25 protein-coding genes are annotated in these 24,538 nt (G+C 73.2%); 12 read left to right on the top strand and 13 right to left on the bottom strand.

Annotated features, from left to right (window positions below; translation table 11 throughout):
- Positions 1 to 24 precede the first annotated feature (24 nt).
- Positions 25 to 603: a molybdenum cofactor biosysynthesis protein gene (locus LEL83_RS06945; RefSeq protein WP_225558255.1), complete on the bottom strand. Its 579-nt coding sequence runs from the start codon at positions 601 to 603 to the stop codon at positions 25 to 27.
- Positions 604 to 829: 226 nt separating this feature from the next.
- On the opposite strand from LEL83_RS06945, the gene LEL83_RS06940 reads away from it, so the two are divergent.
- From LEL83_RS06940 to LEL83_RS06925, 4 genes are read left to right on the top strand one after another with little or no spacing between them, the layout of a single operon-like run.
- The gene (locus tag LEL83_RS06940) at positions 830 to 2,410 is read left to right on the top strand and encodes an AlkA N-terminal domain-containing protein (RefSeq protein WP_225558254.1); all 1,581 of its coding nucleotides are present in this window, start codon (positions 830 to 832) and stop codon (positions 2,408 to 2,410) included.
- Positions 2,407 to 2,919, top strand: coding sequence for a methylated-DNA--[protein]-cysteine S-methyltransferase (locus LEL83_RS06935; protein ID WP_225558253.1), 513 nt, complete (start codon positions 2,407 to 2,409; stop codon positions 2,917 to 2,919). The genes LEL83_RS06940 and LEL83_RS06935 overlap by 4 nt, the downstream gene beginning before the upstream one ends.
- 28 nt (positions 2,920 to 2,947) lie before the next feature.
- The gene (locus LEL83_RS06930) at positions 2,948 to 3,208 is read left to right on the top strand and encodes a type II toxin-antitoxin system prevent-host-death family antitoxin (protein WP_225558252.1); all 261 of its coding nucleotides are present in this window, start codon (positions 2,948 to 2,950) and stop codon (positions 3,206 to 3,208) included.
- On the top strand, positions 3,205 to 3,465 hold the full coding sequence (locus tag LEL83_RS06925) for a type II toxin-antitoxin system RelE family toxin (RefSeq protein ID WP_198657041.1): 261 nt from the start codon (positions 3,205 to 3,207) through the stop codon (positions 3,463 to 3,465). The genes LEL83_RS06930 and LEL83_RS06925 overlap by 4 nt, the downstream gene beginning before the upstream one ends.
- Before the next feature lie 9 nt (positions 3,466 to 3,474).
- Here the strand turns inward: LEL83_RS06925 and LEL83_RS06920 are convergent, their stop codons facing one another.
- Together LEL83_RS06920 and LEL83_RS06915 are read right to left on the bottom strand one after the other, a co-directional pair.
- Positions 3,475 to 4,068 (bottom strand): TetR/AcrR family transcriptional regulator, encoded by a 594-nt coding sequence (locus LEL83_RS06920; RefSeq protein WP_225558251.1) that lies wholly within the window; start codon positions 4,066 to 4,068, stop codon positions 3,475 to 3,477.
- A gap of 9 nt (positions 4,069 to 4,077) precedes the next feature.
- On the bottom strand, positions 4,078 to 4,647 hold the full coding sequence (locus tag LEL83_RS06915; protein ID WP_225558250.1) for a hypothetical protein: 570 nt from the start codon (positions 4,645 to 4,647) through the stop codon (positions 4,078 to 4,080).
- Positions 4,648 to 4,848: 201 nt separating this feature from the next.
- Here LEL83_RS06915 and LEL83_RS06910 point away from each other — a divergent pair, with 201 nt between their 5' ends.
- The 3 genes from LEL83_RS06910 (at position 4,849) to LEL83_RS06900 (ending at position 8,271) form a co-directional block, all read left to right on the top strand.
- Entirely contained in the window at positions 4,849 to 5,670 is an 822-nt protein-coding gene (locus LEL83_RS06910; protein ID WP_225558249.1) for an alpha/beta fold hydrolase, read from the top strand.
- An 18-nt stretch (positions 5,671 to 5,688) separates the two neighbouring features.
- The gene (locus LEL83_RS06905) at positions 5,689 to 6,561 is read left to right on the top strand and encodes an HAD family hydrolase (protein ID WP_198657037.1); all 873 of its coding nucleotides are present in this window, start codon (positions 5,689 to 5,691) and stop codon (positions 6,559 to 6,561) included.
- 234 nt (positions 6,562 to 6,795) lie between these two features.
- Positions 6,796 to 8,271, top strand: a complete 1,476-nt coding sequence (locus tag LEL83_RS06900) for an APC family permease (RefSeq protein ID WP_225558248.1) — start codon at positions 6,796 to 6,798, stop codon at positions 8,269 to 8,271.
- 163 nt (positions 8,272 to 8,434) lie between these two features.
- Here LEL83_RS06900 and LEL83_RS06895 read toward each other — a convergent pair whose 3' ends face one another.
- Entirely contained in the window at positions 8,435 to 9,181 is a 747-nt protein-coding gene (locus LEL83_RS06895; protein ID WP_225558247.1) for a LysE/ArgO family amino acid transporter, read from the bottom strand.
- Between the two features lie 69 nt (positions 9,182 to 9,250).
- On the opposite strand from LEL83_RS06895, the gene LEL83_RS06890 reads away from it, so the two are divergent.
- Entirely contained in the window at positions 9,251 to 10,159 is a 909-nt protein-coding gene (locus tag LEL83_RS06890; RefSeq protein WP_225558246.1) for a LysR family transcriptional regulator ArgP, read from the top strand.
- A 19-nt stretch (positions 10,160 to 10,178) separates the two neighbouring features.
- Here LEL83_RS06890 and LEL83_RS06885 read toward each other — a convergent pair whose 3' ends face one another.
- On the bottom strand, positions 10,179 to 10,724 hold the full coding sequence (locus tag LEL83_RS06885; protein ID WP_225558245.1) for a TetR/AcrR family transcriptional regulator: 546 nt from the start codon (positions 10,722 to 10,724) through the stop codon (positions 10,179 to 10,181).
- 113 nt (positions 10,725 to 10,837) lie between these two features.
- Between LEL83_RS06885 and LEL83_RS06880 the strand changes: the two genes are divergently transcribed.
- Positions 10,838 to 11,872, top strand: coding sequence for an aldo/keto reductase (locus tag LEL83_RS06880; RefSeq protein ID WP_198657032.1), 1,035 nt, complete (start codon positions 10,838 to 10,840; stop codon positions 11,870 to 11,872).
- A 13-nt stretch (positions 11,873 to 11,885) separates the two neighbouring features.
- On the opposite strand, the gene LEL83_RS06875 is transcribed toward LEL83_RS06880, so the two are convergent.
- Positions 11,886 to 12,665 carry a DNA-formamidopyrimidine glycosylase family protein gene (locus tag LEL83_RS06875; protein WP_225558244.1) on the bottom strand — a complete coding sequence of 260 codons (780 nt, stop codon included), beginning with the start codon at positions 12,663 to 12,665 and terminating at the stop codon, positions 11,886 to 11,888.
- 50 nt (positions 12,666 to 12,715) lie between these two features.
- Positions 12,716 to 17,482 carry an ATP-dependent helicase gene (locus tag LEL83_RS06870; protein WP_225558243.1) on the bottom strand — a complete coding sequence of 1,589 codons (4,767 nt, stop codon included), beginning with the start codon at positions 17,480 to 17,482 and terminating at the stop codon, positions 12,716 to 12,718.
- Between the two features lie 168 nt (positions 17,483 to 17,650).
- Between LEL83_RS06870 and LEL83_RS06865 the strand changes: the two genes are divergently transcribed.
- Both LEL83_RS06865 and LEL83_RS06860 read left to right on the top strand, forming a co-directional pair.
- Positions 17,651 to 18,277 (top strand): PadR family transcriptional regulator, encoded by a 627-nt coding sequence (locus LEL83_RS06865; RefSeq protein ID WP_225558242.1) that lies wholly within the window; start codon positions 17,651 to 17,653, stop codon positions 18,275 to 18,277.
- 152 nt (positions 18,278 to 18,429) lie between these two features.
- Entirely contained in the window at positions 18,430 to 18,978 is a 549-nt protein-coding gene (locus LEL83_RS06860; protein WP_198657028.1) for an NUDIX hydrolase family protein, read from the top strand.
- A gap of 101 nt (positions 18,979 to 19,079) precedes the next feature.
- On the opposite strand, the gene LEL83_RS06855 is transcribed toward LEL83_RS06860, so the two are convergent.
- Together LEL83_RS06855 and LEL83_RS06850 are read right to left on the bottom strand one after the other, a co-directional pair.
- Positions 19,080 to 19,286, bottom strand: a complete 207-nt coding sequence (locus LEL83_RS06855) for a CsbD family protein (RefSeq protein WP_198657027.1) — start codon at positions 19,284 to 19,286, stop codon at positions 19,080 to 19,082.
- Positions 19,287 to 19,424: 138 nt separating this feature from the next.
- Positions 19,425 to 21,041 carry a DEAD/DEAH box helicase gene (locus LEL83_RS06850; RefSeq protein ID WP_225558241.1) on the bottom strand — a complete coding sequence of 539 codons (1,617 nt, stop codon included), beginning with the start codon at positions 21,039 to 21,041 and terminating at the stop codon, positions 19,425 to 19,427.
- Positions 21,042 to 21,329: 288 nt separating this feature from the next.
- Here LEL83_RS06850 and LEL83_RS06845 point away from each other — a divergent pair, with 288 nt between their 5' ends.
- Positions 21,330 to 22,163, top strand: a complete 834-nt coding sequence (locus LEL83_RS06845; RefSeq protein ID WP_198657025.1) for an endo alpha-1,4 polygalactosaminidase — start codon at positions 21,330 to 21,332, stop codon at positions 22,161 to 22,163.
- Positions 22,164 to 22,203: 40 nt separating this feature from the next.
- Here the strand turns inward: LEL83_RS06845 and LEL83_RS06840 are convergent, their stop codons facing one another.
- From LEL83_RS06840 to LEL83_RS06825, 4 genes are all read right to left on the bottom strand, one after another.
- Positions 22,204 to 22,563 carry a GntR family transcriptional regulator gene (locus LEL83_RS06840; RefSeq protein WP_225558240.1) on the bottom strand — a complete coding sequence of 120 codons (360 nt, stop codon included), beginning with the start codon at positions 22,561 to 22,563 and terminating at the stop codon, positions 22,204 to 22,206.
- 10 nt (positions 22,564 to 22,573) lie between these two features.
- Complete coding sequence (locus LEL83_RS06835; protein WP_225558289.1) at positions 22,574 to 23,146, bottom strand: DUF1684 domain-containing protein; 573 nt, start codon at positions 23,144 to 23,146, stop codon at positions 22,574 to 22,576.
- Between the two features lie 131 nt (positions 23,147 to 23,277).
- Positions 23,278 to 23,760: a hypothetical protein gene (locus tag LEL83_RS06830; protein ID WP_225558239.1), complete on the bottom strand. Its 483-nt coding sequence runs from the start codon at positions 23,758 to 23,760 to the stop codon at positions 23,278 to 23,280.
- 57 nt (positions 23,761 to 23,817) lie between these two features.
- Positions 23,818 to 24,456, bottom strand: a complete 639-nt coding sequence (locus LEL83_RS06825) for a GNAT family N-acetyltransferase (protein WP_225558238.1) — start codon at positions 24,454 to 24,456, stop codon at positions 23,818 to 23,820.
- Positions 24,457 to 24,538 lie beyond the last annotated feature (82 nt).

Genomic DNA, 24,538 nt, shown 5'->3' with positions numbered 1-24,538 from the left:
GCCAGGTTGCGGCGCGAGCTCGCGTCAGCCGAGCGCCACGGGGCGGGCCGTGCGGAGCACCGCGGGACCGAGGGTGAGCACACCGTCGGACTCCGGATCGCACCGCACCCCGCCCCGTCCGCGCATCGCCCGGAACGCACCCGGCGCCACCTCGTGGTCCATCCACGCGCACGGGTTCGCCGGTCGGTACCCGCGCAACCGGACCGGACCGGACCCGCCGTCGAGGCTCGTCAACGAGAACGGCTCGCCGCGCAGGGCCTCGACGTCGGCGCCGCGCAGGAACACGTTGCGCCGGGTCGCCGCGGGGTCGACGGCCACGCCGAGTCCCTCCGCCACGGCCTCCAGCCCCTCGAGCCCGATGACCGTCACCGAGGCGTGCACGTGCGCCCGGGCGGCGAAGTAGCGGTCACCGACGATGCCGAGCCCGGCGCGGAGGGCGATCCGCTCCCGTGACTCCTCCGGATCGTCCGCTCGCACCGGCAGGGCACCGTCGGCCGGGCGTCCCTCGTACCGGTGCCGCGGCGAGACGAGCAGGAGCGCGATCTCGACCTCGGTCCGGAACGGCAGGTCCGCGAGGCCGGCCACGTCGTCGACGCTGGTCACGCACCCAACGCTAGCCGGGCCTCCCTTCTGTCCACTGCTCCGTACGCCTGCGGTGCGACGCCGTCGTGTTGCCAGGACGCCGCGTCCTCCGGGAGACGCCGCCGGATCCGGCGGCGTCTCGAGCGGGTGGAGGCGTCTCGCCGCGACGCCGGCCTATCGACAGGCCGTGCACTGCGCCGTCCGATTCCCGCCAGTCGACGTCGGCGGTGCGTGTCAGGCTGAGCGCATGGACACCCCCGAGACCGACGCGCTGCACGCCGAACGCCACCGCGCGGTCGCGTCGCGCGACGCTCGGTTCGACGGCCAGTTCGTCACCGCCGTGCACTCCACCGGCATCTACTGCCGACCGAGCTGCCCGGCCCGGACACCCAGGGTCGACGGCGTCACCTTCTTCCGCACGAGCGCGGCGGCGCACCTGGCCGGCTTCCGCGCCTGCAAGCGCTGCCTGCCCGAGGCGACCCCCGGCAGCCCCGAGTGGGACGTCCGCGAGGACGTCGCGGGCCGTGCCATGCGCCTCGTGCTCGACGGCGTCGTCGAGCGGGACGGCGTGCCCGGTCTCGCCGCGCGGGTCGGCTACTCCGAGCGCCAGCTGAACCGCATCATGACGGCCGAGCTCGGCGCCGGACCGAAGGCGCTCAGCCGGGCGCACCGGGCGCAGACCGCGCGCACGCTGCTGACGTCGTCGGACCTGCCCGTCGCGGACGTCGCCTTCGCCGCGGGGTTCGCGAGCGTCCGACAGTTCAACGACACCGTGCGCGAGGTCTTCGCCGTCACCCCGACCGAACTCCGCGCGCGCCGGGGCGGTCGGCGCGGAGCACCCGGTGCGCACGCGGACGGCTGGCTGCGCGTGCACCTGCCGGCGCGCGCTCCGTTCGACGCGCAGGGGCTGCTCGACTGGCACGCGCTGCACGCGCTGCCCGCCACGGAACAGGTGGACACGGACGCCGACGGGCGCGTCACCTCGTACGGACGCCTGGTCTCCCTGCCTGGAGGCCCGGGCTGGTTCAGCGCGTCGGCCGCCGTCCCCGACGTGGCCGGTCGGGGCGCCGGGATCGACCTGCGGGTGCGGGTCACCGACCTGTCGGACCTGCCGACGCTCGTGGCGAGGGTCCGCGCGCTCTTCGACCTCGACGCCGACCCGGTCGCCGTCGACGCCGTCCTGGGTGCCGTGCCGGAGCTGGCCGAGCACGTCGCCCGGGTCCCCGGCCTCCGACTGCCCGGGGCGGTGGACGCGCACGAGATCGTGTTCCGCACCCTCATCGGCCAGCAGGTGTCGGTGGCCGCGGCCCGGACCGCGCAGACCCGGCTCGTCGCGGCACTCGGCGCGCCGGTGCCCGACGCGATCCGCCCCGGCGGGCTGCTGTTCCCGACCGCGGCGGTGATCGCGGCCCGCGGGCACGAGGTCCTGCGTGGTCCGGCGGCGCGGGTGGACACGATCCTGCGCGTGGCTGCCGCGCTCGCCGACGGGTCCCTCGTGGTCGACGGCGCGCAGTCCCTCGACGACCTGCGGACCGGGCTCCTCGCGGTGAAGGGCATCGGCCCCTGGACGGCCGACTACGTCGCGCTGCGGGTGCGCCACCACCCCGACGTGTTCCTGCACAGCGACCTCGCCGTGCGCAACGGTGCACAGGAACTCGGACTGCCCGGAGCAGCGCGTGCGCTCTCCCTATGGTCGGAGCAGGTGGCGCCCTGGCGGAGCTACCTCACGATGCACTGCTGGCGACCGATCATCGACCGCGCGATGGCCGCGACCGCCGGAGCCCGGACGCACCGTGCAACCGACGACCCCCGGAAGGACGACCGATGACCGACGCAACCATCCAGACCCTGGACACCCCAGACGGACCGTTCACCGTGCTCGAGGACGGCGAGGGCCGTGTGCTCGCCTCGGGCTGGACCGACTCCGCCGAGCGGATCCTCGCCCGCCTGGCCGACCGGCACCGGCCCGACCGCGTGCTCGACGGGACGGTCGCATCGGCCGACGCGGTGGACGCCTTCTACTCGGGCGAGGTCGAGCACGCCGCCCAGGTCCCGGTGCGGCAGTTCGGCACGGAGCTCTTCACCGAGGGGTGGCGCCAGCTCCGCCGGATCCCAGTCGGCAGCACGTTGACCTACACCGGGTTCGCGGCGGCGATGGGCCGACCCGACGCCGTGCGGGCGGCGGCGAGCGTGTGCGCCCGCAACGCTCCGGCGCTGTTCGTGCCGTGCCACCGGGTGCTGCGCTCCGACGGCACGCTCGGCGGGTTCGCGTGGGGGCTCGACGTCAAGCGGTCGCTGCTCGAACGGGAGTCTGTCGGCACCACGGCACTCGTCTGACTTGTACAAAATGCTCTAGAATGTACAGGTGAGCGAAGTGTCGATCTCTGAAGCACGCGGGCGACTGGCATCGATCATCGACGATGCCCGACGCGAACCCGTCTACCTGACCCGGCGCAACAAGCGCGTCGCGGCCGTGGTCGACGCAGCCGTCCTCGACCGGTTGCTCGAGGCAGCGGAGGACCTGGATGACCTGGTCGCCTACGACGAAGCCGTCGCCGAGAGCGCGCGCATCGGCGGCGACAACGTCAAGTGGGACGACCTCAAGCGCGAACTCGGTCTCGGGTGAGCTACTCGGTCGAGGTCATCCCGGCTGCACAACGCGTCATCCGCAAGCTGCCACTCGACGGGCGGCGGCGGATCGAGGGGCTCCTCGCGATCCTCGCCGAGCAACCACGCCCGCCCGCTGCCCGCAAGCTCGTGAACCGCCCCGGGTGGCGCGTCCGTTCCGGCGACTACCGACTGATCTACCGGATCGACGACGGGAAGCTCATCGTGGTGGTCGTCGACGCGGGGCACCGGCGCGAGGTCTACCGGGACCGCTGACGGGAACGATCAGCCGACCGGGCCGCGCAGGCTGTCCACGTGCAGCTCGACGAGCGCCAGGACCCGCTCCGGGCTCCGGGCGGCCGGGTCCCAGGTGTGCCCGACAGCGAGCCCGTCGACCAGCGCGTGCAGCCGGTCGGCCTCGTCGCCCGGGTCCCGACCGGCGCCGAGGCGGCCGTCCTCGCGCAGGACCTCGAGCGCCCGGGAACACACCCGACGGACCCCGTCGTTCAGGCGACGGGCGCGGGTGGCCAGGTGCTCGTCGGTGCGCGAGAGCACGCCGAGTTGCACCTGCGCCAGGATCTCCGCGGTGCGCTCGGCGTCGAGCGGCAGCACCTGGGCCAGGGTGTCCAACGCCAGCGCGCGGCCGGTGGAGCGCAGCGCGGAGATCCGCGCGGTCACCCGTTCCTCGACGACCGTCAGGCAGTGCTCGCGCAGCGCGTCCTGCGTCGGGAACATGCGTCGGAACGACGCGGGGGCGATGCCGGCCTCGTCCGCGACGTTCCGCACCGACAGGGCGCCCAGGCCGTCCCGTTCCAGGATCCGCAGGCAGGCTGCGGTCACCAGGGCTCCTCGTTCCTCGAGGTCGACGCGGCGGGGCACCGGCTCAGCCTACGACCGGCCCGGCTGTCCGGCCGGCCCACCGAGCGCGGCGGCGGCGGTCTTGCGCGGCCAGATCGTGTAGCTGATCGCCCAGAGCAGGTCGATGCCCAGGATCACCCCGAGCACCGCGACCGTGCCCTGCAGTTCGGCCGTGCGGTCCGGGTCGCCGACGACGAGCACGAGTCCACCGATGATCCCGCCCGCGATGAGGACGGCGACGGTGGTCCGCAGGACGTCGCCCCAGCAGCGGGCCGTGTACCGCCACCCGGACAGCCGTTCCGGAGCCGGCCCGTCAGCGAACCGGTGGGCGAACCGGGCGTCGGCCCACGCGATCATCCGGTGCCCGTAGGCGATCGAGACGCCGATGTAGATCGCGGCGAGCCCGTGGTGCCACGACGCCGTCCCGCCGCCGAGCAGGTCGACCGTGACGAGCGCGAGCAGGAGCACGTCGATGAGCGGTGCCGCCACGAACAGCGCGGCCCCGAGGCGCGGCCGTCGCAGGAGGTACCGGGTGGTCAGGCCGCCGAGGATCGCGATCCAGAACGCGACCTCACAGGCGACGATGGCGATCAGCGTCACGTCTTCCTCCAGTTTTGTGAGTACAGGTGTACTCAACGTAGGGCATGCGGAAGTGCCCTGTCGAGGGGGACTCGGACGGTTCTGCCCCTGGAACCGGGGGGAGACACGGACCACCGGCACTGGGACACTCGGGGGACCGGTACCCGCACGGCCTGCCCGAGGCCTCGACGCAACGCCGTCGACCACCTCTCGAAGGACCCCATGCTCCCTCCCGTCGACCGAACGGTCGCCTCCTCCGACGGCACCGCCCTCGCCGTGTCCGAGGCGGGGGACGGTCCTGCGGTCGTCGTCGTGGGCGGCGCATTCGACCACCGCGGCACGCCCTACCTGGACAGCGTGTCCACCGGGCTCGGGACGGCCCACCGCGTCGTGACCTACGACCGCCGCGGTCGTGGTGCGAGCGGGGACACGGCTCCGTGGGCGATCGAGCGCGAGGTCGACGACCTGCGTGCGGTCGTCGAGAGCGTCGGCGCCCCCGTGACCGTCGTGGGCATCTGCGTCGGCGCCGGGGTGGTCCTGCAGGCACTCGCCACGGGCCTCCGTGCCGACGGAGCGGTCCTGTGGGAGCCGCCGTACCGCGCATCGGTCGACCCGCACGCCGACGACGTCGTCTTCGCCGACCTGCTCGACGAGCACGTCGCAGCCGGCCGTCGCGCCCAGGCGGTCCGCGCGTTCCTGACGCAGGTGCTCGGCGTCCCGATGGGGCAGGCAACGGCGCTGCGGCTGAAGACGGTGCTCTGGCGGGCACTCGTCGCCAACGCGGACGTGCTCGGCCGCGAGGTCCGGGTGATGAACGGCCTGGCGGTGCCCGAACGTGTCGCGGCAGCCGTCGGCGTCCCCGTGCTCGTCGGGGCCGGCAGCGACAGCCTGGAGTGGATGCGCCTGGCCGCCGCAGCCGTCGCCGACGCCGTCCCCGGCTCGGAGTTCGCCGAGGTCCCGGGGCAGGGGCACGTGCCCGACCCGGACACCCTGCTCGCCCTGGTCGACCGCGTCCGCACCCACGCCGTCTCGCCCCGCGGCTGACTGCGAGAGGATGGGCGGGTGAACGCACCTCGTCTCGGCCTCCTGCTCGACGTCGACGGGCCCATCGCGAGCCCCGTCTCCCGCACCATCGCGATCCCGAGCATCGTGGCGGACCTCGTCGCGCTCGCCGCCGAGGGCATCCCGATCGTCTTCAACACCGGACGCAGCGACGCGTTCATCCGGAGCGAGGTGGTGGGTCCGCTGCTCGCGGGCGGCCTGGCCGAGGGCGGCCGGGTGCACGCGGTGTGCGAGAAGGGCGCGGTCTGGTGCTCGATCGGCCCGCAGTACGACGGCGGCATGGGTGAGCTCACCGTCGCCGACGACCTGGCGCTCCCGCGCGACTTCGCCGACGAGATGCGCGAGCTCGTCCGCGACGAGTACGCCGACCTGGTGTTCTTCGACGAGACGAAGCGCGCCATGGTGTCGATCGAGCAGCGCGTCGAGGTGCCGAACGCCACCTACCTGGCCCGCCAGGCGGAGTTCGACGCGAAGGCGATGGCCGCGCTCGAGCGCCGGGGCCTCGGTGTCCGCCGTCTCGACGACGTCCGGCCCGACGCCGACGGTGCGGTGCAGTGGCGCATCGACCCCACGATCATCTCGACCGACGTGGAGTCCGACCGCAGCGGCAAGGACCTCGGCGCCGAGCGCTCGCTCGAGCTCCTCGGGCACGACGGTGCGCTCCCGGTCACCTGGCGCACCGTGGGGGACTCCCGCAGCGACTACGCGATGGCGGACTGGCTGCACGCGAACGGGCACGACGTCGCACACGTCGACGTCCGCCCGGCCGACGGTGTGCCGGCGACCCCGTACCCGGTGCTCACCGCTCCCGACGGCGTGATCCACGACGAGGCGGGCGCCCGCTTCCTGGCGGACTGGCGCGCAGCGCGCTGACCCGCGCAGCGCGCCGACGCGAGCAGCGCACGCCGACGCAAGCAGCAGCGCGCTGACGCGAGCAGCAGCCCACCGACCCGCCCACCCGCCGGACGGGCGGCACGCGCCGGACCTGCGCCGCGCCTCCCGTCCGGCACCGGACCGGACCACCGTCCGGGCGGACGCTTTGCGTGACGCCGTGGTACACCAGTACTCTTCCGAGGTCCGCCGCCAGCCGATGACGGGATCCACCCCATGGCAAGCAAGATCCGCATCAAGTCGATCGAGGCCTCACTGGCCGACTCCGAGGAGCAGGGTCGCTCCCTGAAACGCTCGCTCAAGACGTTCGACATCGCCGCGATGGGCATCGCCGTCGCCGTCGGCGCCGGCATCTTCTCGGTCGGCGCGAACGCCGCCGCGAACTTCGCCGGCCCGGGCGTCATCGTCTCGTTCCTGCTCGCCGCCGTCACCTGCGGCCTGGCGATCATGTGCTACGCCGAGTTCGCGTCGACGATCCCCGTCGCCGGGTCGGCCTACACGTTCACCTACGCCACGATGGGCGAGCTGCTCGCCTGGATCGTCGGGTGGGACCTCATCCTCGAGACCCTCACCGCCAGCGCCGTGATCGCGAAGTACTGGGGCATCTACCTCAGCACCGCGTTCGACGTCTTCGGCGTGACCCTGCCGAGCACGATCCAGCTCGGCCCGATCCCCTTCACCTGGGGCCCGGTGCTCATCGTCGGCATCTTCACCGTGCTGCTCGCGTTCGGCACCCGTCTGTCGTCGCGGGTGTCGGCCGTCATCACGATCATCAAGGTCGCGATCGTCGTGTTCGTCATCGTCGCCGGTGCGTTCTTCGTCAAGGCCGCGAACTTCACCCCCTTCATCCCGCCGGCCGAACCCACCAAGGGTGCCGAGGGCAGCGTCTGGACCCAGTCGCTCGTGTCCTGGTTCACCGGTGCGGAGCCCGCCCAGTACGGCGTCTTCGGCCTGCTCGCCGCGGCATCGCTGGTGTTCTTCGCCTTCATCGGGTTCGACGTCGTCGCGACCAGCGCCGAGGAGACCGAGAACCCGCAGAAGACCCTGCCCCGCGGCATCTTCATCGGGCTCGGCATCGTGACGCTGCTCTACGTCGGCGTCAGCATCGTCATCACCGGCATGGTCTCCTACCAGCGCCTGGCAGAGGAGAAGGCGCCGTCTCTGGCGTCGGCATTCGACATCGTCGGGCTGCCGTGGGCCGCCGGCATCATCGCCATCGGCTCCCTGATCGGCCTGACCACGGTCGTCATGGTGCTGCTGCTCGGTCTGTCGCGCATCGTGTTCTCGATGAGCCGCGACGGCCTGCTGCCGCGCTGGTTCTCGAAGACGAACCCGAAGACCCAGACCCCGGTGCGCGTCCAGGTCGTCGCCGGCGTCGTCGTGGCGCTGCTCGCCGGGTTCACCGCGGTCGACAAGCTCGAGGGCATGATCAACATCGGCACGCTGTCGGCGTTCGTCCTGGTGTCGATCGGGATCATCGTGCTGCGCCGCTCGCGGCCGGACGCCCCGCGTGCCTTCCGGGTGCCGTGGTCGCCGGTGCTGCCGATCATCTCGGCCGTGCTGTGCTTCTGGCTCATGCTGAACCTCGAGGTCGAGACCTGGCTGCGGTTCGTCATCTGGCTGGCCATCGGCTTCGCGATCTACTTCGGCTACAGCCGCCGCCACAGCCGCGTCGGCCAGGGCATGCAGTAGCCCCGCTCCGAATCCGTTCCGGACACAGCACCGTGCGATCGCACGGTGCTGTGTCCGTTCCGGGGGCCGGCACTGCTCCGGATCGTCCTCTGCTGTCTCGGGGACTTGCACTGCTCCCGATGGTCCTCCGCTGTCCCGGGGCTCCTCCGCTGTTGCCGAGGGGCTACGCGCCGACGAGCAGCAGCACCCCGAAGCCGAGCATCACCACGGCGACCAGACCGTCGAACACCCGCCAGGTCAGCGGCTTCGCGAACAGCGGTCGCAGCAACCGGCCGCCGAACCCGAGGGCCGAGAACCACACGCAGCTCGCCGCGACGGCCCCGATCGTCCACAGCCAGCGGTCGTCCGGCCCCTGCTGGTTCGCGACGGACCCCAGGAACACGAGCGTGTCCAGGTACACGTGCGGGTTCGCCCACGTGAAGACGAGCATCGTCAGCACCGCCGTGCGCATGGTCACCGTGCGGCCGGGAGGCGCGGTGCGCGTCCGCCCCGCAGCGACCGTCGCGCCGGTGGTCGCGTGCGCGAGCCCGTCGTCCGCCGCCCCCGCCGCCCCGGCGGTGATCCGCACGACCCCGTCGTCCGCCGCCTCGTCCGTCACCCGCATCGCGTCCCCGGCCGGGCGCAGCGCCCGCCTGGCGGCGAGCACCCCGTACGTGAGCAGGAACGCCGCGCCGACGGACCGGATCACCACGACGGCCGCGGGGAACCGCTCGACCACGACGCCGACCCCGAGCACCCCGGCGATGATGAGCGCGGCGTCCGAGGCGGCACACACCACGACCGCCGCCACGACGACCCGGAGTCCGGCGCTGACGGCGAGTCGGAGCAGGTAGGTGTTCTGCACGCCGATCGCGACGATCAGCGCGAGCCCGGTGCCGAGGCCGGAGAGCAGGGGTAGGAGTGTGGTCACGCTCCGACGCTAGAGGCCGGTCCGCATGCAGTACAGCTCAGGTTCCTGCAGCACCGTAAGCTGCGCTGCATGCCCCGGTTCCAGCGCGAACACCTCGAGACGCTGCTCGCGGCGGTCGACCACGGCACCCTCGACGCCGCGGCCCGCGCGCTGTCGATCACCCCGTCCGCGGTGTCGCAGCGCATCAAGTCGATGGAGCAGCAGGTCGGGCGGGTGCTGCTCCAGCGCACGACCCCGGTGCGACCCACCGCCGACGGCGAGGTCGTCCTCCGACACGCACGACAGGTCCGGTTGCTCGACGAGGAGACCGCGAGTGCCCTCGGCGACGACGGACCGGCCGTGCCCTCGATCCCGCTGGCCGTGAACGCCGACTCGCTCGGCACCTGGTTCCTCGACGCCCTCGCGCTGGTCCGGGCCGACGCCGAGGTGGTCTTCGACCTGCACCGCGAGGACCAGGACCGCACCGCGGAGCTCCTGCGCGCGGGCACGGTGATGGCGGCGGTGACGGCCGAGGCGGACCCGGTGCAGGGGTGCTCGTCCGTGCCGCTCGGGATCGACCGGTACCGCGCCGTGGCGTCCCCGGCGTTCGTCGCGCGCTACCTCGACGGCACCGGCACCGAACGTCGGATGCTCCGGCGGCTCGACGAGGTCCCGCTCGTCGACTACGACCGCGACGACGACCTGCAGCAGGGGTACCTGCGCCAGGTCCTCGGGCACGCTCCCGGTGGGCCACGCCACTTCGTCCCGACGTCGGCGGACTTCGCCCGGGCGGTGACGCTCGGGTTCGGCTGGGGGCTGTTGCCCGAGGCGCAGTGCCTCGAGGCGATCGACCGCGGCGTCCTGGTCGAACTCGCGCCGGGCCGACACGCCGACGTCGCGCTCTGGTGGCAGCGTTGGAACCTGGCGTCACCGCTGCTCGAGCGCGTCACCGATGCCGTGCGTGCCACGGCGGCGGAGCGGCTGCACCCACCGCGGTGACCACCGGACCGATCGTGGCTCAGACGGTGGCGCGGTAGCGGAGCCCGTCGACGAGCAGGCCGACCATGAGCAGGCTCTGCTCCGGGGTCGGGGCGCCGTGGCACAGGTTCGCCACCGCGTGCAGGAGCTGCGGGGCGTCGACGTCCGGGCGGATCGTCCCCGCCTGCGCCGCGGCGTCGAGCAGGCTGCTCAGCGCGCCCCCGAGCCGACCGAGGAAGTACTCGGGGAGCGCCTCGAAGGCGGGATCGCCGGAGTGCAGCGCGGCCGCGAGTCCGCGCTTCGTCGCGATGAACTCCGTGAAGCGCTGCAGCCAGAGCGCCAGGGCCTCGTCCGGCGCGTGGGTCGCCGCGAGTTCGTCGGCGGCGTCGGCGCAGGCGTCCACCGCGCGCTGGAAGACCGCGACCACCAGGTCGGACCGCTGCGGGAAGTGCCGGTAGAGCGTCCCGACCCCGACGCCGGCGCGGTCGGCGATCACCTTCGCCGGTGCGTCGACGCCGTCGTCGGCGAAGACCGCCTTCGCGGCGTCGGTCAGGGCGTCGGCGTTGCGGCGGGCGTCAGCGCGCAAAGTATCTCCTCTTGCGTAAACGGAAAGCGGTTCCGTATAGTTCCGGAAGAGCGTTCCACTTCTGCCAGCGTACGGCACGGACCCGTGGACCGCCATCGACAGGAGGCACGAACATGCACTACCGCACACTCGGACGCACCGGCATCCAGGTCAGCCCCTTCGCGCTCGGAGCGATGATGCTCGGCACCGACGGTCGCATCGGCAACGGGGACGAGCAGGACTCGATCCGGATCGTGCACCGTGCGCTGGACGCCGGCATCAACATCATCGACACCGCAGACCGCTACTCGCAGGGCGGTTCCGAGATCCTCGTCGGCAAGGCCCTCAAGGGGCGCCGCGACGACGTGGTCCTCGCGACCAAGTTCAACGGACCGATGGGTGACGACCCGAACCGTCGGGGCAACTCGCGCCGCTGGATCACGACCGCGGTCGAGGACTCACTCCGACGCCTGCAGACCGACCACATCGACCTGTACCAGGCGCACCGACCGGACGACACGGTCGACCTCGAGGAGACCCTCTCCGCCCTCACCGACCTCGTGCGCAGCGGCAAGGTGCGCGCGATCGGGTCCTCGGACTTCCCGGCCTCGATGCAGGTCGAGGCGCAGTGGACCTCGGAACGTCGCGGTCTCGAGCGCTTCCGGACCGAGCAGCCGACCTACTCGATCCTCAACCGCGGCATCGAGCGCGAGGTCCTGCCCGTGGCGCAGCGGTACGGCATGGGCACGCTCGTCTGGAGTCCGCTCGCCGGCGGCATGCTCACCGGGCGCTTCCGCAAGGGGCAGCAGTCCGACCTGGCTCGCGTGCAGATGTTCCGGCACAACAGCGACGAGCGCCGGATCGACGCCGTCGAGCAGGTCGTCGCCCTGTCCGAGGAGACGGGTGTCCGGATGACCCACCTCGCGATGGCGTTCGCGATCGCGCACCCGGGCGTCACGAGCGCCCTGATCGGGCCGCGGTCGATGGAGCAGCTCGACGACCTGCTGGCCGGGGCGGACACGGTGCTGTCGGACGAGGTGCTCGACCGCATCGACGCCATCGTCCCGCCCGGCACCGACGTCGGCCGGCTCGACCAGCAGTACGACCCGCCGGCCGTCCTCGACGCCACGCTCCGTCGCCGCACCCAGGCCGACCGCCCGGCGGCCTGAGCCGTCCGAGGCCCTACGTCTGGCAGCGCGGGCACCAGTAGGTGTCGCGCAGCGTGAGCTCCGAGTCACCGAGCTCCCCGTGCCGGATGGGCGTCCGGCACCGCAGACAGGGCTTGCCGCGGCGGTTGTAGACCCAGAAGCGCGAACCCGGCCGGTCGACGCCGGTCGTGACCCGGGCGCTGCGGTCCCGGTTCGCCACGATCAACCGCTGCGCCATCGTGATCATCCGGGCCGGGTCCCGCACCTCGCCCACCGGCCGGGTGGGGAGCACCCCGCGCAGGAAGCAGAGCTCGTTCCGGTACACGTTGCCGAGGCCGGCGAGCACCCGCTGGTCGAGCAGCGCGAGCCCGACCGGGCGGGCCGGGTCGCGGGTCAGGTTCTCCAGGGCGAGGTCGGCGTCCCAGTCCGGACCGAGCAGGTCCGGCCCGAGGTGTCCGACGACCTCGGACTCCTGGTCGCGCGGGATGACCTCGAGCACGCCGAGCGTGAACCCGACGGTCGAGACCCCCTCGGCGTCCAGGACGGCCCGCGCCTGGTGCGCCGGACGACGCCACCGGTCACCGGGCGCGTAGACGTCCCACCGGCCCTCCATCTTCAGGTGTGAGTGCACGGTCAGGTCGCCGATGCGGTGCAGCAGGTGCTTGCCGCGGGGCACGACCTCGTCGACGGTGCGGCCGACCAGGTCGAGGGTCGCGAACGCCGGGACCCGGAAGTCGCTCGTCGTCAGGACCTTGCCCGCCAGGGCGGTGTGCAGGCGGCGCGCAGCCCGGTAGACGGTGTCGCCCTCAGGCACAGGTCACCTCCGGCAGGCGGTCGCGGACCGGCCGGGAGGCGCGGCGCGGCTCACACACGGAGCCGCAGTCCCTGCGGGGTCGCGGTGAACCCGGCCTCGCGGAGCGCGCCGCCGAGCGGCGTCTCGAGCACGAAGTCGCCGTCGACCCGCTCGACCGAGAGCTTCCGCAGGCCGGTCCGGACGGTGCCGGCGATCGAGGCCGCGGCTGCCGCCAGGTCGGCCGGGTCGTCGGTGAAGGTGAGCACGGACTTGCCGCCGCGCTCGACGTAGACCGTCAGGCGGCCGTCGACGGTCGTGACGAGCGCACCCGCCTTGCGGCCCGGGCGGTGCCCGCGGCCCGTGGTCTTCGCGGCACCGACGGCAGCGGGGGTCGCCGTCTCGTCCGCAGCTCCGTCGTCGGCGTCGCCGTCGTCACCGGTCGGCCACGCCAGGGACGCCCCGTACGGGTTGGCCGGGTCGGTCGCGGCGAGCGTCAGGGCCTCGCGCGTGCGGTCCGGGTCGGCGCGCTCGTCCTCGTCCAGGTCGCGCGCGTACGTGCGCAGGCGGTCGACGGTCGGACCGGTGGCGAACTGCGCGGCACCGAGCCCCTCGACGAAGTACCCGCGGCGCGCACGGCCGGACTCCTCGAAGCGGGAGAGCACCCGGTAGACCCCGGCGAACCCGCCACGGACGCCCTCGACCTGCACGGCCCCGCGGGTCACGACGCCGTACCGTTCCAGCAGCTGTTCGGCGGTCGCCGCGGCCCGCACGGTCGAGTCGGACTCGGCGAGCGGCAGGAGCGACCACCGCCCACCGACCGACGGCGGACCGGACTGCGTCGGCATCGTCGGCCGCCGGCGTCCGCGGTAGGCCCGTGCCCGAGGCGCGCTCGCGCTCTTCGCCTTGCCGCCGAGCATCGACCGCAGCGGCGCGAACGTGTCGTTCGTGATCTGCCCGGCCCACACCAGGTCCCACAGGGCGGTGGTCAGCGCCTGGTCGTCCGAGCTGCCGACCGCCTGCCCGAGCTGCCGGAAGAAGTACGCGCCGCCCCCGGCGAGGGCGCCGAGCACGTCACGCTGCAGCTCGGTCGTCTCGTCGCCGGAGGGCTCGGCGAGCGTCGTCGCGGCGCTCTCGGCCAGGTGCAGGCGGACCCATCCGTCGTTGCCGGGCAGGGTCCCGCCACCGGACCACAGGACCTCGCCGGTGGCGGTGAGCTCGTCGAGCATGCTCGTCGAGTAGTCGGTCACCCGCGACGGCAGCACCAGGGTCTCCCACGCGCTGGCGGGCAGTGCCACGCCGGCGAGCTGGTCGATCACCTGCAGCACGCCGTCGACGCCCCGCAGCCCACCACGGGTGCCGGGTGCCTGGACGTGCTGCCACGCGGGCAGGAAGCGCGCGAGGGTGTCCGGGGACACCGGTTCGACCTCGTGCCGCAGGGCCGCGAGGGACTTCGTGCGGATGCGCCGCAGGACCTCGCTGTCGCACCACTCGGCACCCTGCCGGTCGGGGCGGAACTCGCCCTCGACCACGCGGCGGTCGGCGACGAGCCGGCGCAGGGTGTCCTGCACGACCGCGATGCCGAGCCCGAGGCGCCCGGCGGCCTCCTGCGCCGAGAACGGCCCGTGCGACCGCGCGTAGCGTCCGATCAGGTCGCCGAGCGGATCGGCGACGGGCTCGACGAACGCGGTGGGCACACCGATCGGCAGCGGTACCCCGAGGGCGTCGCGCAGGCGGGCGGCGTCCTCGATGACGGCCCAGCGGGTCGCCCCGGCGTGCGAGAAGGACAGCACCCGGCGGTCGCGCTCGAGGGCGGTGAGCACGTCGGACAGCTCGGCTCGGGCGGTCGCCCGGGTGTCGTCGTCGACCGCGGTCGCCGCCAGCCAGCTGCGGTCGAGTGCCTCGTCGAGGTCCACGGCGCCCACGAGCCGCAGCACGTCGACCAGTCCCTCGGCGTCCCGTGCACGGCGGTCCGGCGACAGGCGCTGCAGGTCGCGTTCGACCGAGACGATGACGGCGGGGTCGAGCAGTTCGCGCAGTTCCGCGCGGCCGAGCAGCTCGCTGAGCAGGGTGGAGTCGAGCGAGAGCGCCGCCGCGCGGCGTTCGGCGAGCGGGGAGTCGCCCTCGTACATGAAGGCCGCGACGTAGCCGAACAGGATCGACCGCGCGAACGGCGACGGCGTCTCGGTCTCGGTCTCGACGAGGCGGATGCGGCGGCCGGCGATCTCGTCGGCGATGCCGAGCAGTGCCGGCACGTCGTAGACGTCCTGCAGCACCTCGCGCACGGTCTCGAGCACGATCGGGAACGTCGGGTACTTCTGCGCGACCTCGAGCAGCTGCGAGGCACGCTGCCGCTGCTGCCACAGGGGCGACCGCTGCCCGGGGTTCCGGCGGGGCAGCAGCAGGGCACGCGCCGCGCACTCGCGGAACCGGGCGGCGAACAGGGCCGAACCGCCGACCTCGTCGGTCACCAGGGCCTCGAGGTCGTCGCGCTCGAACACGAACAGGTCGGCGCCGGGTGGCTCGGCGTCGGTCTCCGGGATCCGCACGACGATGCCGTCGTCGGCCGCCATGGCGTCCCCGTCGATGCCGTGCCGTTCGCGCAGTCGTGCGGCGACGGCCAGGGCCCACGGTGCGTGCACCTGCATGCCGTAGGGCGAGTGCAGGATGAGCCGCCAGTCACCGAGCTCGTCGCGGAAGCGCTCGACCACCAGGGTGGTGTCGTTCGGCACGTGCCCGGTGGCCGCACGCTGGTCGCGCAGGAACGTCAGCAGGTTCGTGACCGCTCGCTCGTCGAGTCCGCCGGCGGCGACCCGCGCGCGGGCGTCGTCGTCCGAGGCGCCCTCGACCTCGCGCACGAAGGCGCCCGTCGCGCGTCCGAGCTCGGCCGGCCGCCCGATGCCGTCGCCCTTCCAGAACGGCACGCGTCCGGGCTGTCCGAAGGCCGGGCTGACGATGACGCGGTCGTGCGTGATCTCCTCGATGCGCCAACTCGTGGCACCGAGCGCGAAGACGTCGCCGACGCGGGACTCGTAGACCATCTCCTCGTCGAGTTCGCCGACGCGACTGGCCTTCTCGCCGACCATGAAGACACCGAACATGCCGCGGTCGGGGATCGTCCCACCGCTCGTGACGGCGAGGCGCTGTGCCCCGGGGCGCCCGGTCAGGGTGCCGTGCACGCGGTCCCACACCAGGCGCGGCCGGAGTTCGGCGAACTCGTCGCTCGGGTACCTGCCGGTGACCAGGTCGAGCGTGGCCTCGAACGCCGATCGGGGCAGGCCGCTGAACGGAGCACTGCGGCGGACGAGCTCGAACCAGTGCTCGACGTCGATCGTGTCGATGGCACCGGCCGCGACCGTGTGCTGCGCCAGGACGTCGAGTGGGTTCGCGGGCACCGAGATCGACTCGATCTGTCCCGCGACCATCCGCTCGACCGTGACGGCGCTGTTGACCAGGTCCGCGCGGTGCTTCGGGAACAGCACGCCGCGCGAGATCTCGCCGACCTGGTGCCCGGCGCGACCGACCCGCTGCAGGCCGCTCGCGACCGAGGGCGGCGCCTCGACCTGCACGACCAGGTCGACCTCGCCCATGTCGATGCCGAGCTCGAGCGAGCTCGTGGCGACGACGCACCGCAGCCGCCCGGACTTCAGGTCGTCCTCGATGATCGCGCGCTGGTCCTTGGAGACCGACCCGTGGTGCGCCCGGGCGAGCACCGGGACCGACGCGTCGGACCCGCCCCCGCCGGTCTGCCCGGATCCACCGATCAGCTGCGCCGGCGGCCGCTTGGCGCCCTGCGGTGCGACGGCGTGCGCGCTGGTCCGTGCCGGCGACTGCGGTCGGCCCGACGTGGTGAGCGCCTCGGAGCCGTCCGGGGCGACGCCCGCCGGCACCAGGACGCCGTCACTCGCCGCCGCGGTGACGCGCTCCTCGTGGATCTCGTTGAGCCGCGCGGTCAACCGCTCGGCCAGCCGTCGCGAGTTCGCGAACACGATCGTCGACCGGTGTTCCTCGATCAGGTCGACGACCCGTTCCTCGACGTGGGGCCAGATCGACCCGTTGGTCGGGGACTCGGTGGCGTCGGCGCCGACCGGGGGCGCCCCGAGCTCGGTCATGTCGTCGACGGGCACGACGACCCGCAGGTCGAAGGTCTTCTGCGCGGGCGGCGCGATGATCGACACGGGCGCACGACCGCCGAGGAACCGCGCGACCTCTTCCGGGGGGCGGACCGTCGCCGACAGGCCGATGCGCTGCACGGGCTTCTCGAGCAGGTCGTCGAGCCGTTCGAGCGAGACCGCCAGGTGCGCCCCGCGCTTGGTGGAGGCGACCGCGTGGACCTCGTCGACGATGACGGTGTCGACGTTCACCAGGGTCTCGCGCGCCTGCGAGGTCAGCATGAGGTACAGCGACTCGGGCGTGGTGATGAGGATGTCCGGCGGCTGCCGCAGCAGCTTCTGCCGGTCGGACGACGGGGTGTCGCCGCTGCGCACACCGACCGTGACGTCCGGCGGTTCGGTGCCGAGCCGCCGCGCGGTCTGGGTGATCCCGACGAGCGGGCTCCGCAGGTTGCGCTCGACGTCGACGCCCAGCGCCTTGAGCGGTGAGACGTAGAGCACGCGCGTGCGCTGCTTGGCCGGGGGCCGGTCCGTCGCGCTGATCAGCCGGTCGATGGACCACAGGAACGACGCCAACGTCTTGCCCGAGCCGGTCGGAGCGATGACGAGAGCGTGCCGTCCGGTCGAGATCGCGTCCCACGCTCCGGCCTGCGCGGGCGTCGGGGCGTCGAACGCACCGCGGAACCACTCGGTGGTGGCGGGGGAGAAGCGCTCGAAGACGTCCGTCATGGTCCGTCCCATCCTGCCCGTCACCACCGACAGCAGGCCGAGGGAGCGGTACCCCTTGACGCGACGACAGTTACCGATCTATCGTAAACACATCGCGATACGACGAAGACCACTCAGGTCGGAGCGGTCGCGACCGATCACACCCAGGAAGGACGCACCATGCGCCCCATGCACGACGACCACGACACCGGCCGCCACCCGCGCGGCCCCCGCTTCGGCGGTGCCCGACAGCACCACGGCGCCGGGTTCCCCGGCCGCGACCGCGGTGACCACGACCACGGCGGCCGGGGCTTCGGCGGCCGTGGCTTCGGCCCGGGCTTCGGACCCGGCTTCGGCGGACCCGGCTTCGGCCGCGAACGCCGCCGCCGCGGCGACGTCCGCCTCGCCATCCTCGGTCTCCTCGCCGAGGGCCCGCAGAACGGCTACGCCGTCATCAAGACCATCGCCGAGCGCACCGGTGGCGCCTGGAAGCCGAGCCCCGGCTCGGTCTACCCCACGCTCCAGCAGCTCGTCGACGAAGACCTGGTGGTCTCGTCGGGCGACGGCCGCAAGACGCTCTTCGAGCTCACCGACGCCGGCAAGGCCGAGACCGAGGACAAGGCCGACGAGATCGCGGCGGCCCTCGACGGTGCCCCCGGCATCCCGGATGCCCAGCGCGAGTTCTTCGAGGCGCTCCGCAAGACCATGGGTGTCCTGCAGATGTACCGCACCACCGCGACCGAGGAACAGGCGAAGGCCGCCACCGCCAAGGTCGACCAGCTCCGCAAGGACCTGCTGCAGATCCTCGCCGACTAGCGGACAGGAGGCGCGGCGCGCGCCCGCCACGTGCCTCCCGTCCGCCCCGCGGCCGGGTCCCGCTCCTCTGCACCGGTCCTGTGGACGCCGTCGACCGTCCACAGCCCCGCGGCTTCCGCCGAACTCGCCGCCGTCCCTGGTAGACACGGAGCATGGCCTCGCTGCGCACCCCCGATCCCGACCCCGACTCCGGCTGGCTGTCCGACGAGGAACTCGCGAACGTCCGCCGGCGTCTGCCGATCTGCTACGTCGAGGCGGTGCCGGTCCGCACCGACGGCCTCGGCGTCGTCACCGAGGTCGGTGTGCTCCTCCGGGTCTCCCCGAGCGGCTCCATCGCACGCACCCTGGTGTCCGGCCGTGTCATGTTCGGCGAGTCGATCCGGACCGCGCTGTTCCGGCACCTCGAGAAGGACCTCGGTCCGATGGCCTTCCCGCAGCTCCCGCCGAGCCCGACGCCCTTCACGGTGGCCGAGTACTTCCCGCTGCCCGGTGCCTCGGTGTACACCGACGAGCGGCAGCACGCGATCTCCCTCGCGTACGTCGTCCCGGTCACGGGCACGTGCGAGCCGCGGCAGGACGCCCTCGAGCTCACGTGGATGAGCCCGATGGAGGCTGCGTCCGACGCCGTCGCCGACGAGATGGAGGGTGGCCGCGGCGCACTGCTGCGCGCCGGACTCGCCTCGGTCGGGGCGCTCCACTAGCCGCAGGGCCGTCCCCCGGTTCGGCGGGCGCGACCCGCACACGACGAAGCCCCCGGATCCGATCGGATCCGGGGGCTCCGCAGCGCGGTCGCGAACCGGCTTCAGTGCTTGTTGTCGTCCTTGAAGCTGTCGGCGACGCCGTGCGCGGCGTCCTTGACGTCCGTGACGCCCTGCTTCGCCGAGGCCTTGCCCTGGTCGGTCTTGCCCTCGGCCTTCAGGCGGTCGTTGTCGGTCGTGTTCCCGACGGCTTCCTTGACCTTGCCTGCCGCCTTCTCAGCGGCGTTCTTGATGTCATCGATGCCTGCCATGGGCACTCCTTCCTGAAGGGGACGTGTTCCCCGTCAGCCGCTCGCGCGGCCTCCGGTGCCCCAGACCGTACGCCCGTCGGCGTCCCCGTCCCCAGCCGCCGTCAAGGTTGCCCCCGCGCGGCCGGGCACGGACCGGCGTCAGTGGCGGTCGGCGGCGCCGGCCGGACGGGAGGCGCGGCGCGAGCCGCCACGACGGCCACCGCCGGACTCGGTGCCGGTCCCACGACCCGCGGCGTAGCCGCCGTCGGACGACCACACGGCCGACGAGCCGCCGCGCACGACGTCGCTGCTGCCCGAGCGACGGGCGCCGCCGCTGCGGCGACCCCCGGTCGATCCGGCCGCCGCGGCGCCGGAGCGCCCGGCACCCTCGGAACGCGTGCCGCGAGCCGGACGGCCCTGACGGCCACCGGCCGAACCGGCGGACTCGGATGCCGAGCCGGCGCGCGCGGGCTGCGCCGCGCCTCCCGATCGACCGCCGCGACCACGACGACGACCGGCGCCGTCACCGGCGGACTCGGCCGAGCGCTGCTTCGGCTGACGCTGCTGCTGCGCGGGCTGGTCCTCGGCGACGTGACGGATCGGGGCGACCTCGCCGACGAGCGCGGTGACGGCCGGCGAGTTCGAGGTGACGTGCTGCGGGGTGACCTTGATCGCGGCCGCGCGCATCATCTGCGCGACGTCGCGGCGCTCGGCGGGCATCGTCACCGTGACGACGTCGCCGGACGAACCGGCGCGGGCGGTGCGGCCCGAGCGGTGCAGGTACGCCTTGTGCTCGGTCGGCGGGTCGACGTGCACGACGAGCTCGACGTGGTCGACGTGCACACCGCGGGCGGCGACGTCGGTGGCGACGAGCACCAGGGCCTCGCCGGACGAGAACTTCGCCAGGTTCCGCTCACGGGCGCCCTGCGACAGGTTGCCCTGCAGGTCGACGGCCGGGATGCCCTGGCTGGTGAGCTGCTTGGCGAGTCGCTTGGCGTGGTGCTTCGTGCGCATGAACAGGATGCGGCGACCGGTGCCCGAGGCGAGCGTGGTGACGAGCTGCTTCTTGGCGTCGGCGTCGGCCACCTCGAACAGGTGGTGGGTCATCGCCTCGACGGGGCTGGTCTCGTCGTCGACCGAGTGCATGACGGGGTTGTGCAGGAACTTCTTGACGAGCTTGTCCACGCCGTTGTCGAGCGTGGCCGAGAACAGCAGGCGCTGCCCCTGCTCCGGCGTCGCCTGCATGATCTTGGTGACACCGGGCAGGAAGCCCATGTCGGCCATGTGGTCGGCCTCGTCGAGGACGGTGACCTCGATGTCGCCGAGGTTCACGTGGCCCTGCTGCATGAGGTCGGCGAGGCGGCCCGGGCACGCGACGACGACGTCGACGCCACCACGCAGTGCGTCGACCTGACGGCCCTGGCCGACACCGCCGAAGATGGTCGTGGTGTTCAGGCCCATCGCCCTGGCGAGGGGAGCGAGGGTCGCGTCGATCTGCGTCGCGAGCTCACGGGTGGGAGCGAGCACCAGGGCCCGGGGTCGACCGGCGCGGCGCTTGCGGCCGCTGGCGGCGAGGCGGGCGGCCAGCGGGATCGCGAACGCGATCGTCTTGCCGGAGCCCGTGCGGCCGCGGCCGAGCACGTCCTTGCCCTGCAGGGAGTCGGGGAGCGTGTCCGCCTGGATGGGGAACGCCGTGTCCTTGCCCTGGTCGGCGAGGACGGAGACCATCGGCGCGGGGACGCCGAGGTCGGAGAAACGGATGTCTTCGGTGGTCATGGTGACCTTTCGAGCCGGAACGGTCCGGCTGTGGGCGCACGTGCAAGGCAGCGCGCGGGCGGGATGCGCGCCAACGGAGGTGGCTGGCGCAGTCGCCGCAGCAGAGAAGCCTGGGCACCTTCGTGAGGTGCTCGATCATCGACCGGGGTCCGGGGACGGGTGGTCGGGAGTTCGGGGGCGTCCGTACGACGCACGAGGCGATCGGCGCCTCGAGTACCACCAGCATAGCGCGCGGACCCCGGATCACCGAGGCCACCGGCGAACCCGTGCGCGTGCGAGGATTCCCGGGTGCGCACACGAACCGTCCTCATGACCACCGCGATGGCCCTGGTGGCGGTCCTCGGCACCGCCGGCTGCGCCGAGGCCGCGACGACCGCCCGGGCCGCGGGCTACACGAACCTGCCCACCTCCGGTCGGTTCGACTACCAGCTCGGTGGCGCGTACACGCCGCCGTCCGGCGTGACGATCGTCGAGCGGGACAGCACCGCGAAGCCGGCGAAGGGCAAGTACAACATCTGCTACGTCAACGGCTTCCAGACGCAGCCCGGGTCCGCTCGCACGTGGAAGAAGTCCTACCCGTCGGCGATCCTGCGCGACCGAGCCGGCAAGCCGGTGGCCGACCCGGGCTGGCCCGACGAGATGCTCCTGGACACCAGGACGGCCGCCAAGCGCGCCCTCATCACGAAGGTCATCGCGAAGACCGTCGCCCGGTGCGGCGACCGCGGGTTCGACGCGGTCGAGTTCGACAACCTCGACTCGTGGACCCGCAGCGGCGGGCGCCTCACCCGCGCCGGCAACCTGGCGCTCGCGAAGTCGCTCGTCGCCAAGGGGCACCGGCACGGCATGGCGGTCGGGCAGAAGAACACGCCGCAGCTCGGGGCGTCGGGCCGCAAGCAGACCGGGTTCGACTTCGTCGTCGCCGAGGAGTGCGTGCAGTACCGGGAGTGCGCGGCGTACACGAAGGCGTACGGCGGGCGGGTCATCGACGTCGAGTACTCCGACACCCTCGAGCGCTCGTGGGGGTCGGTCTGCACGCTGAAGAGCCGTCCGGCCATGACGATCCTGCGCGACCGCGACCTGGTGGCGCCGAGCGACGACGAGTACGTCTACGAGCGCTGCTGAGCACCCGCGGCTGCACGCGCGGCGCGCGGCCGCCGTGCGGCTACGCCGGCCAGGCCTCGCGCAACGCGGTCGCCGCCTGGTCGGCGGACAGCCCGGCCGAGCGCGCCGCGGCGGCCAGGGCCCGCGCGGCGTCGGCCACGGCGTCCGGCACCTCGGCCGGGCGCACCACACGCGTGCCGGCACCACGGGCGGTGTGCACGAGTCCGGCCTCCTCGAGCAGCTGGTAGGCCTTCGCGACGGTCCCCGCGGCGAGCCCGAGCTCGTCCGCCAGGCCCCGCACGCTCGGCAGCCGCTCGCCGTCCACCAGGTACCCGGCGGTGATCTGCGCCGCGATCTGCGAACGGACCTGCTCGAACGGCGGCACGCGGCCTCCGGCGTCGAGGGCGACGAGTCCTGTCATGCGGTCCACCCTAGAAGTCGTACTGCTCGCCGACCGGGATCGGAACCGGCACGGTGTTGCCCGGAGGCGCGAGCGGGCACGCCCACGCGGGGTCGTACGCGCACGACGGGTTGTACGCGAAGTTGAAGTCGAGCACGAGCGATCCGCCGTCGTCGCCGCCCAGGTCCGCGCCCTTGATCGTGTCGAGCAGGTAGCGTCCGCCGCCGTAGGTGCCCCGGGCCTTGCCGGCGCTGGCGTCCTTCACCGGGACGAACACGCCGCCCGCGTACCCGCCGTGCGACCAGACGTCCAGGGTCCCGACGCCGGGCACCGTGACGACGCCGAGCCGGTCGAAGTGGACGATCCCGTCGGTGCCGGTCTCGAAGTCGAACTCAGCGGGCTCGGTCGGTTCGACGGGCAGCTGGAACCGCCAGGCCGGGTCGTAGTCCGGGACGGGCAGGGACTCGAAGTCACGGGCGTCCTCGTCGAGCAGCGGCGACGCCGGGTGCTCCGCGAACATCGCGTCGCGGGTCTCCCGCCACAGCGCGTGCGCCGTCTCGGGATCGGGGGTGGCGCGCACGCGCCGGTACAGATCGAACGTCATCCGACGCCAATCCACGGTCGCGAGTGTGCCGCGCACGCGGTCGTCGGTCGTCGGCTCCTGGGGGCGCGTCTGGCTCACGTCGTCGAGGCTACGCCCGCTGCGCGGCGGACGGGAGGCCCGACCCGCGTCGGTCACGCGCCGTCGGTCCGCCAGGTGGGCGCGAGAGCACGCATCCGGAACGCCCGCCACTGCCAGATGACCCACATGCCGGGCCAGAGCGCGAGGCCGAGCACGGCGGGACGCATCCGGTAGGTCAGGCGGTCGAGCAGCAGCGTGCGGCCACCCGGCGCCGGGACGACCGCCATCCGGTGCGACATCGTCATGCGGCCGAACAGCCCCGCGGTGCCACCGCCGTTGTCGCGCTGCACCGGGACCCCCTCGACCTCGTACAGGTCGAGGTCGACGTGCGTGTCCCCGCTCGGCAGCACCCCGAGCGCCTTCGCGGTGATCGGGTGCGGGTGGCCCGGTTGCCACCGGTCGGGGAACCCCCGGGGGTCGCGCGAGCGGTACGCCAGGAACGGCTTCGTCACCGCGACCATGACGGACGGGGACAGCAGGGCATCGCGCACGGCGTCGACCGGCGCATCGAGGACGATCCGGAGGCCGACGTGCATGTCCCCGACGCTACGCCCGGGCGCTGCACGTGGCCCGGTGCGCGGCGAGCCGACGGGTCAGGCGTGCCGGGCGGACCGACGGCGCGAGCCCTCGGCGCGGTCGTGCCGCCGCAGCCGCTCGGCCAGCGAGAGCCGCGCGGTCGGCCACTCGGACGCGATGATCGAGAACACCACGGTGTCGCGGAGCGTGCCGTCGCGCCCGATCGCGTGGTTCCGGAGCACGCCGTCCTGCTTCGCGCCGAGCCCCGCGATCGCGGCCCGCGACTGCTGGTTGTGCCAGTGCGTGCGGAACTCGACCGCGATGCACTGCCACGCCTCGAACGCGTGCGAGAGCATGAGGAGCTTCGCCTCGGTGTTGATGCCCGAGCGCTGCGCCGACCGAGCCAGGAACGTGTGCCCGATCTCGACGTGCCGGTTGCCCGGGTCGAGGTTCATGAACGTCGTCGCCCCCACGACACGGCCGGTCGGCCGGTCCCGGACCGCGAACGGCACCATCCGGCCGGCCTCGTGCTCGGCGAGTCGGCGGTCGATCTCGGCCTCGACCTGCGCCGGGGCGGGCACCGAGGTGTACCAGGTGCGCCAGAGATCGCCGTCCGCGACCACCGCCCGCAGGTCGTCCGCGTGCTCCTGCTCGAGGGGCTCGAGGGTCACACGGTCGCCGGTCAGGGTGGGTACGGGGGCGATCTCCATGGACATGCATCCTAGGGTCGCCGGCCCTGGTGGAGCCCGGTCGGACGCCGACCCTGTGGAGAGGGACAGCATCACCGGGCGGCTATCG

Origin of the sequence: Curtobacterium oceanosedimentum (genome assembly GCF_020297365.1) — a bacterium.
Lineage (GTDB): Bacteria > Actinomycetota > Actinomycetes > Actinomycetales > Microbacteriaceae > Curtobacterium.
The sequence above is the reverse complement of the archived record's forward strand: the minus strand, read 5'-3'. Positions and strand labels throughout refer to the sequence as shown.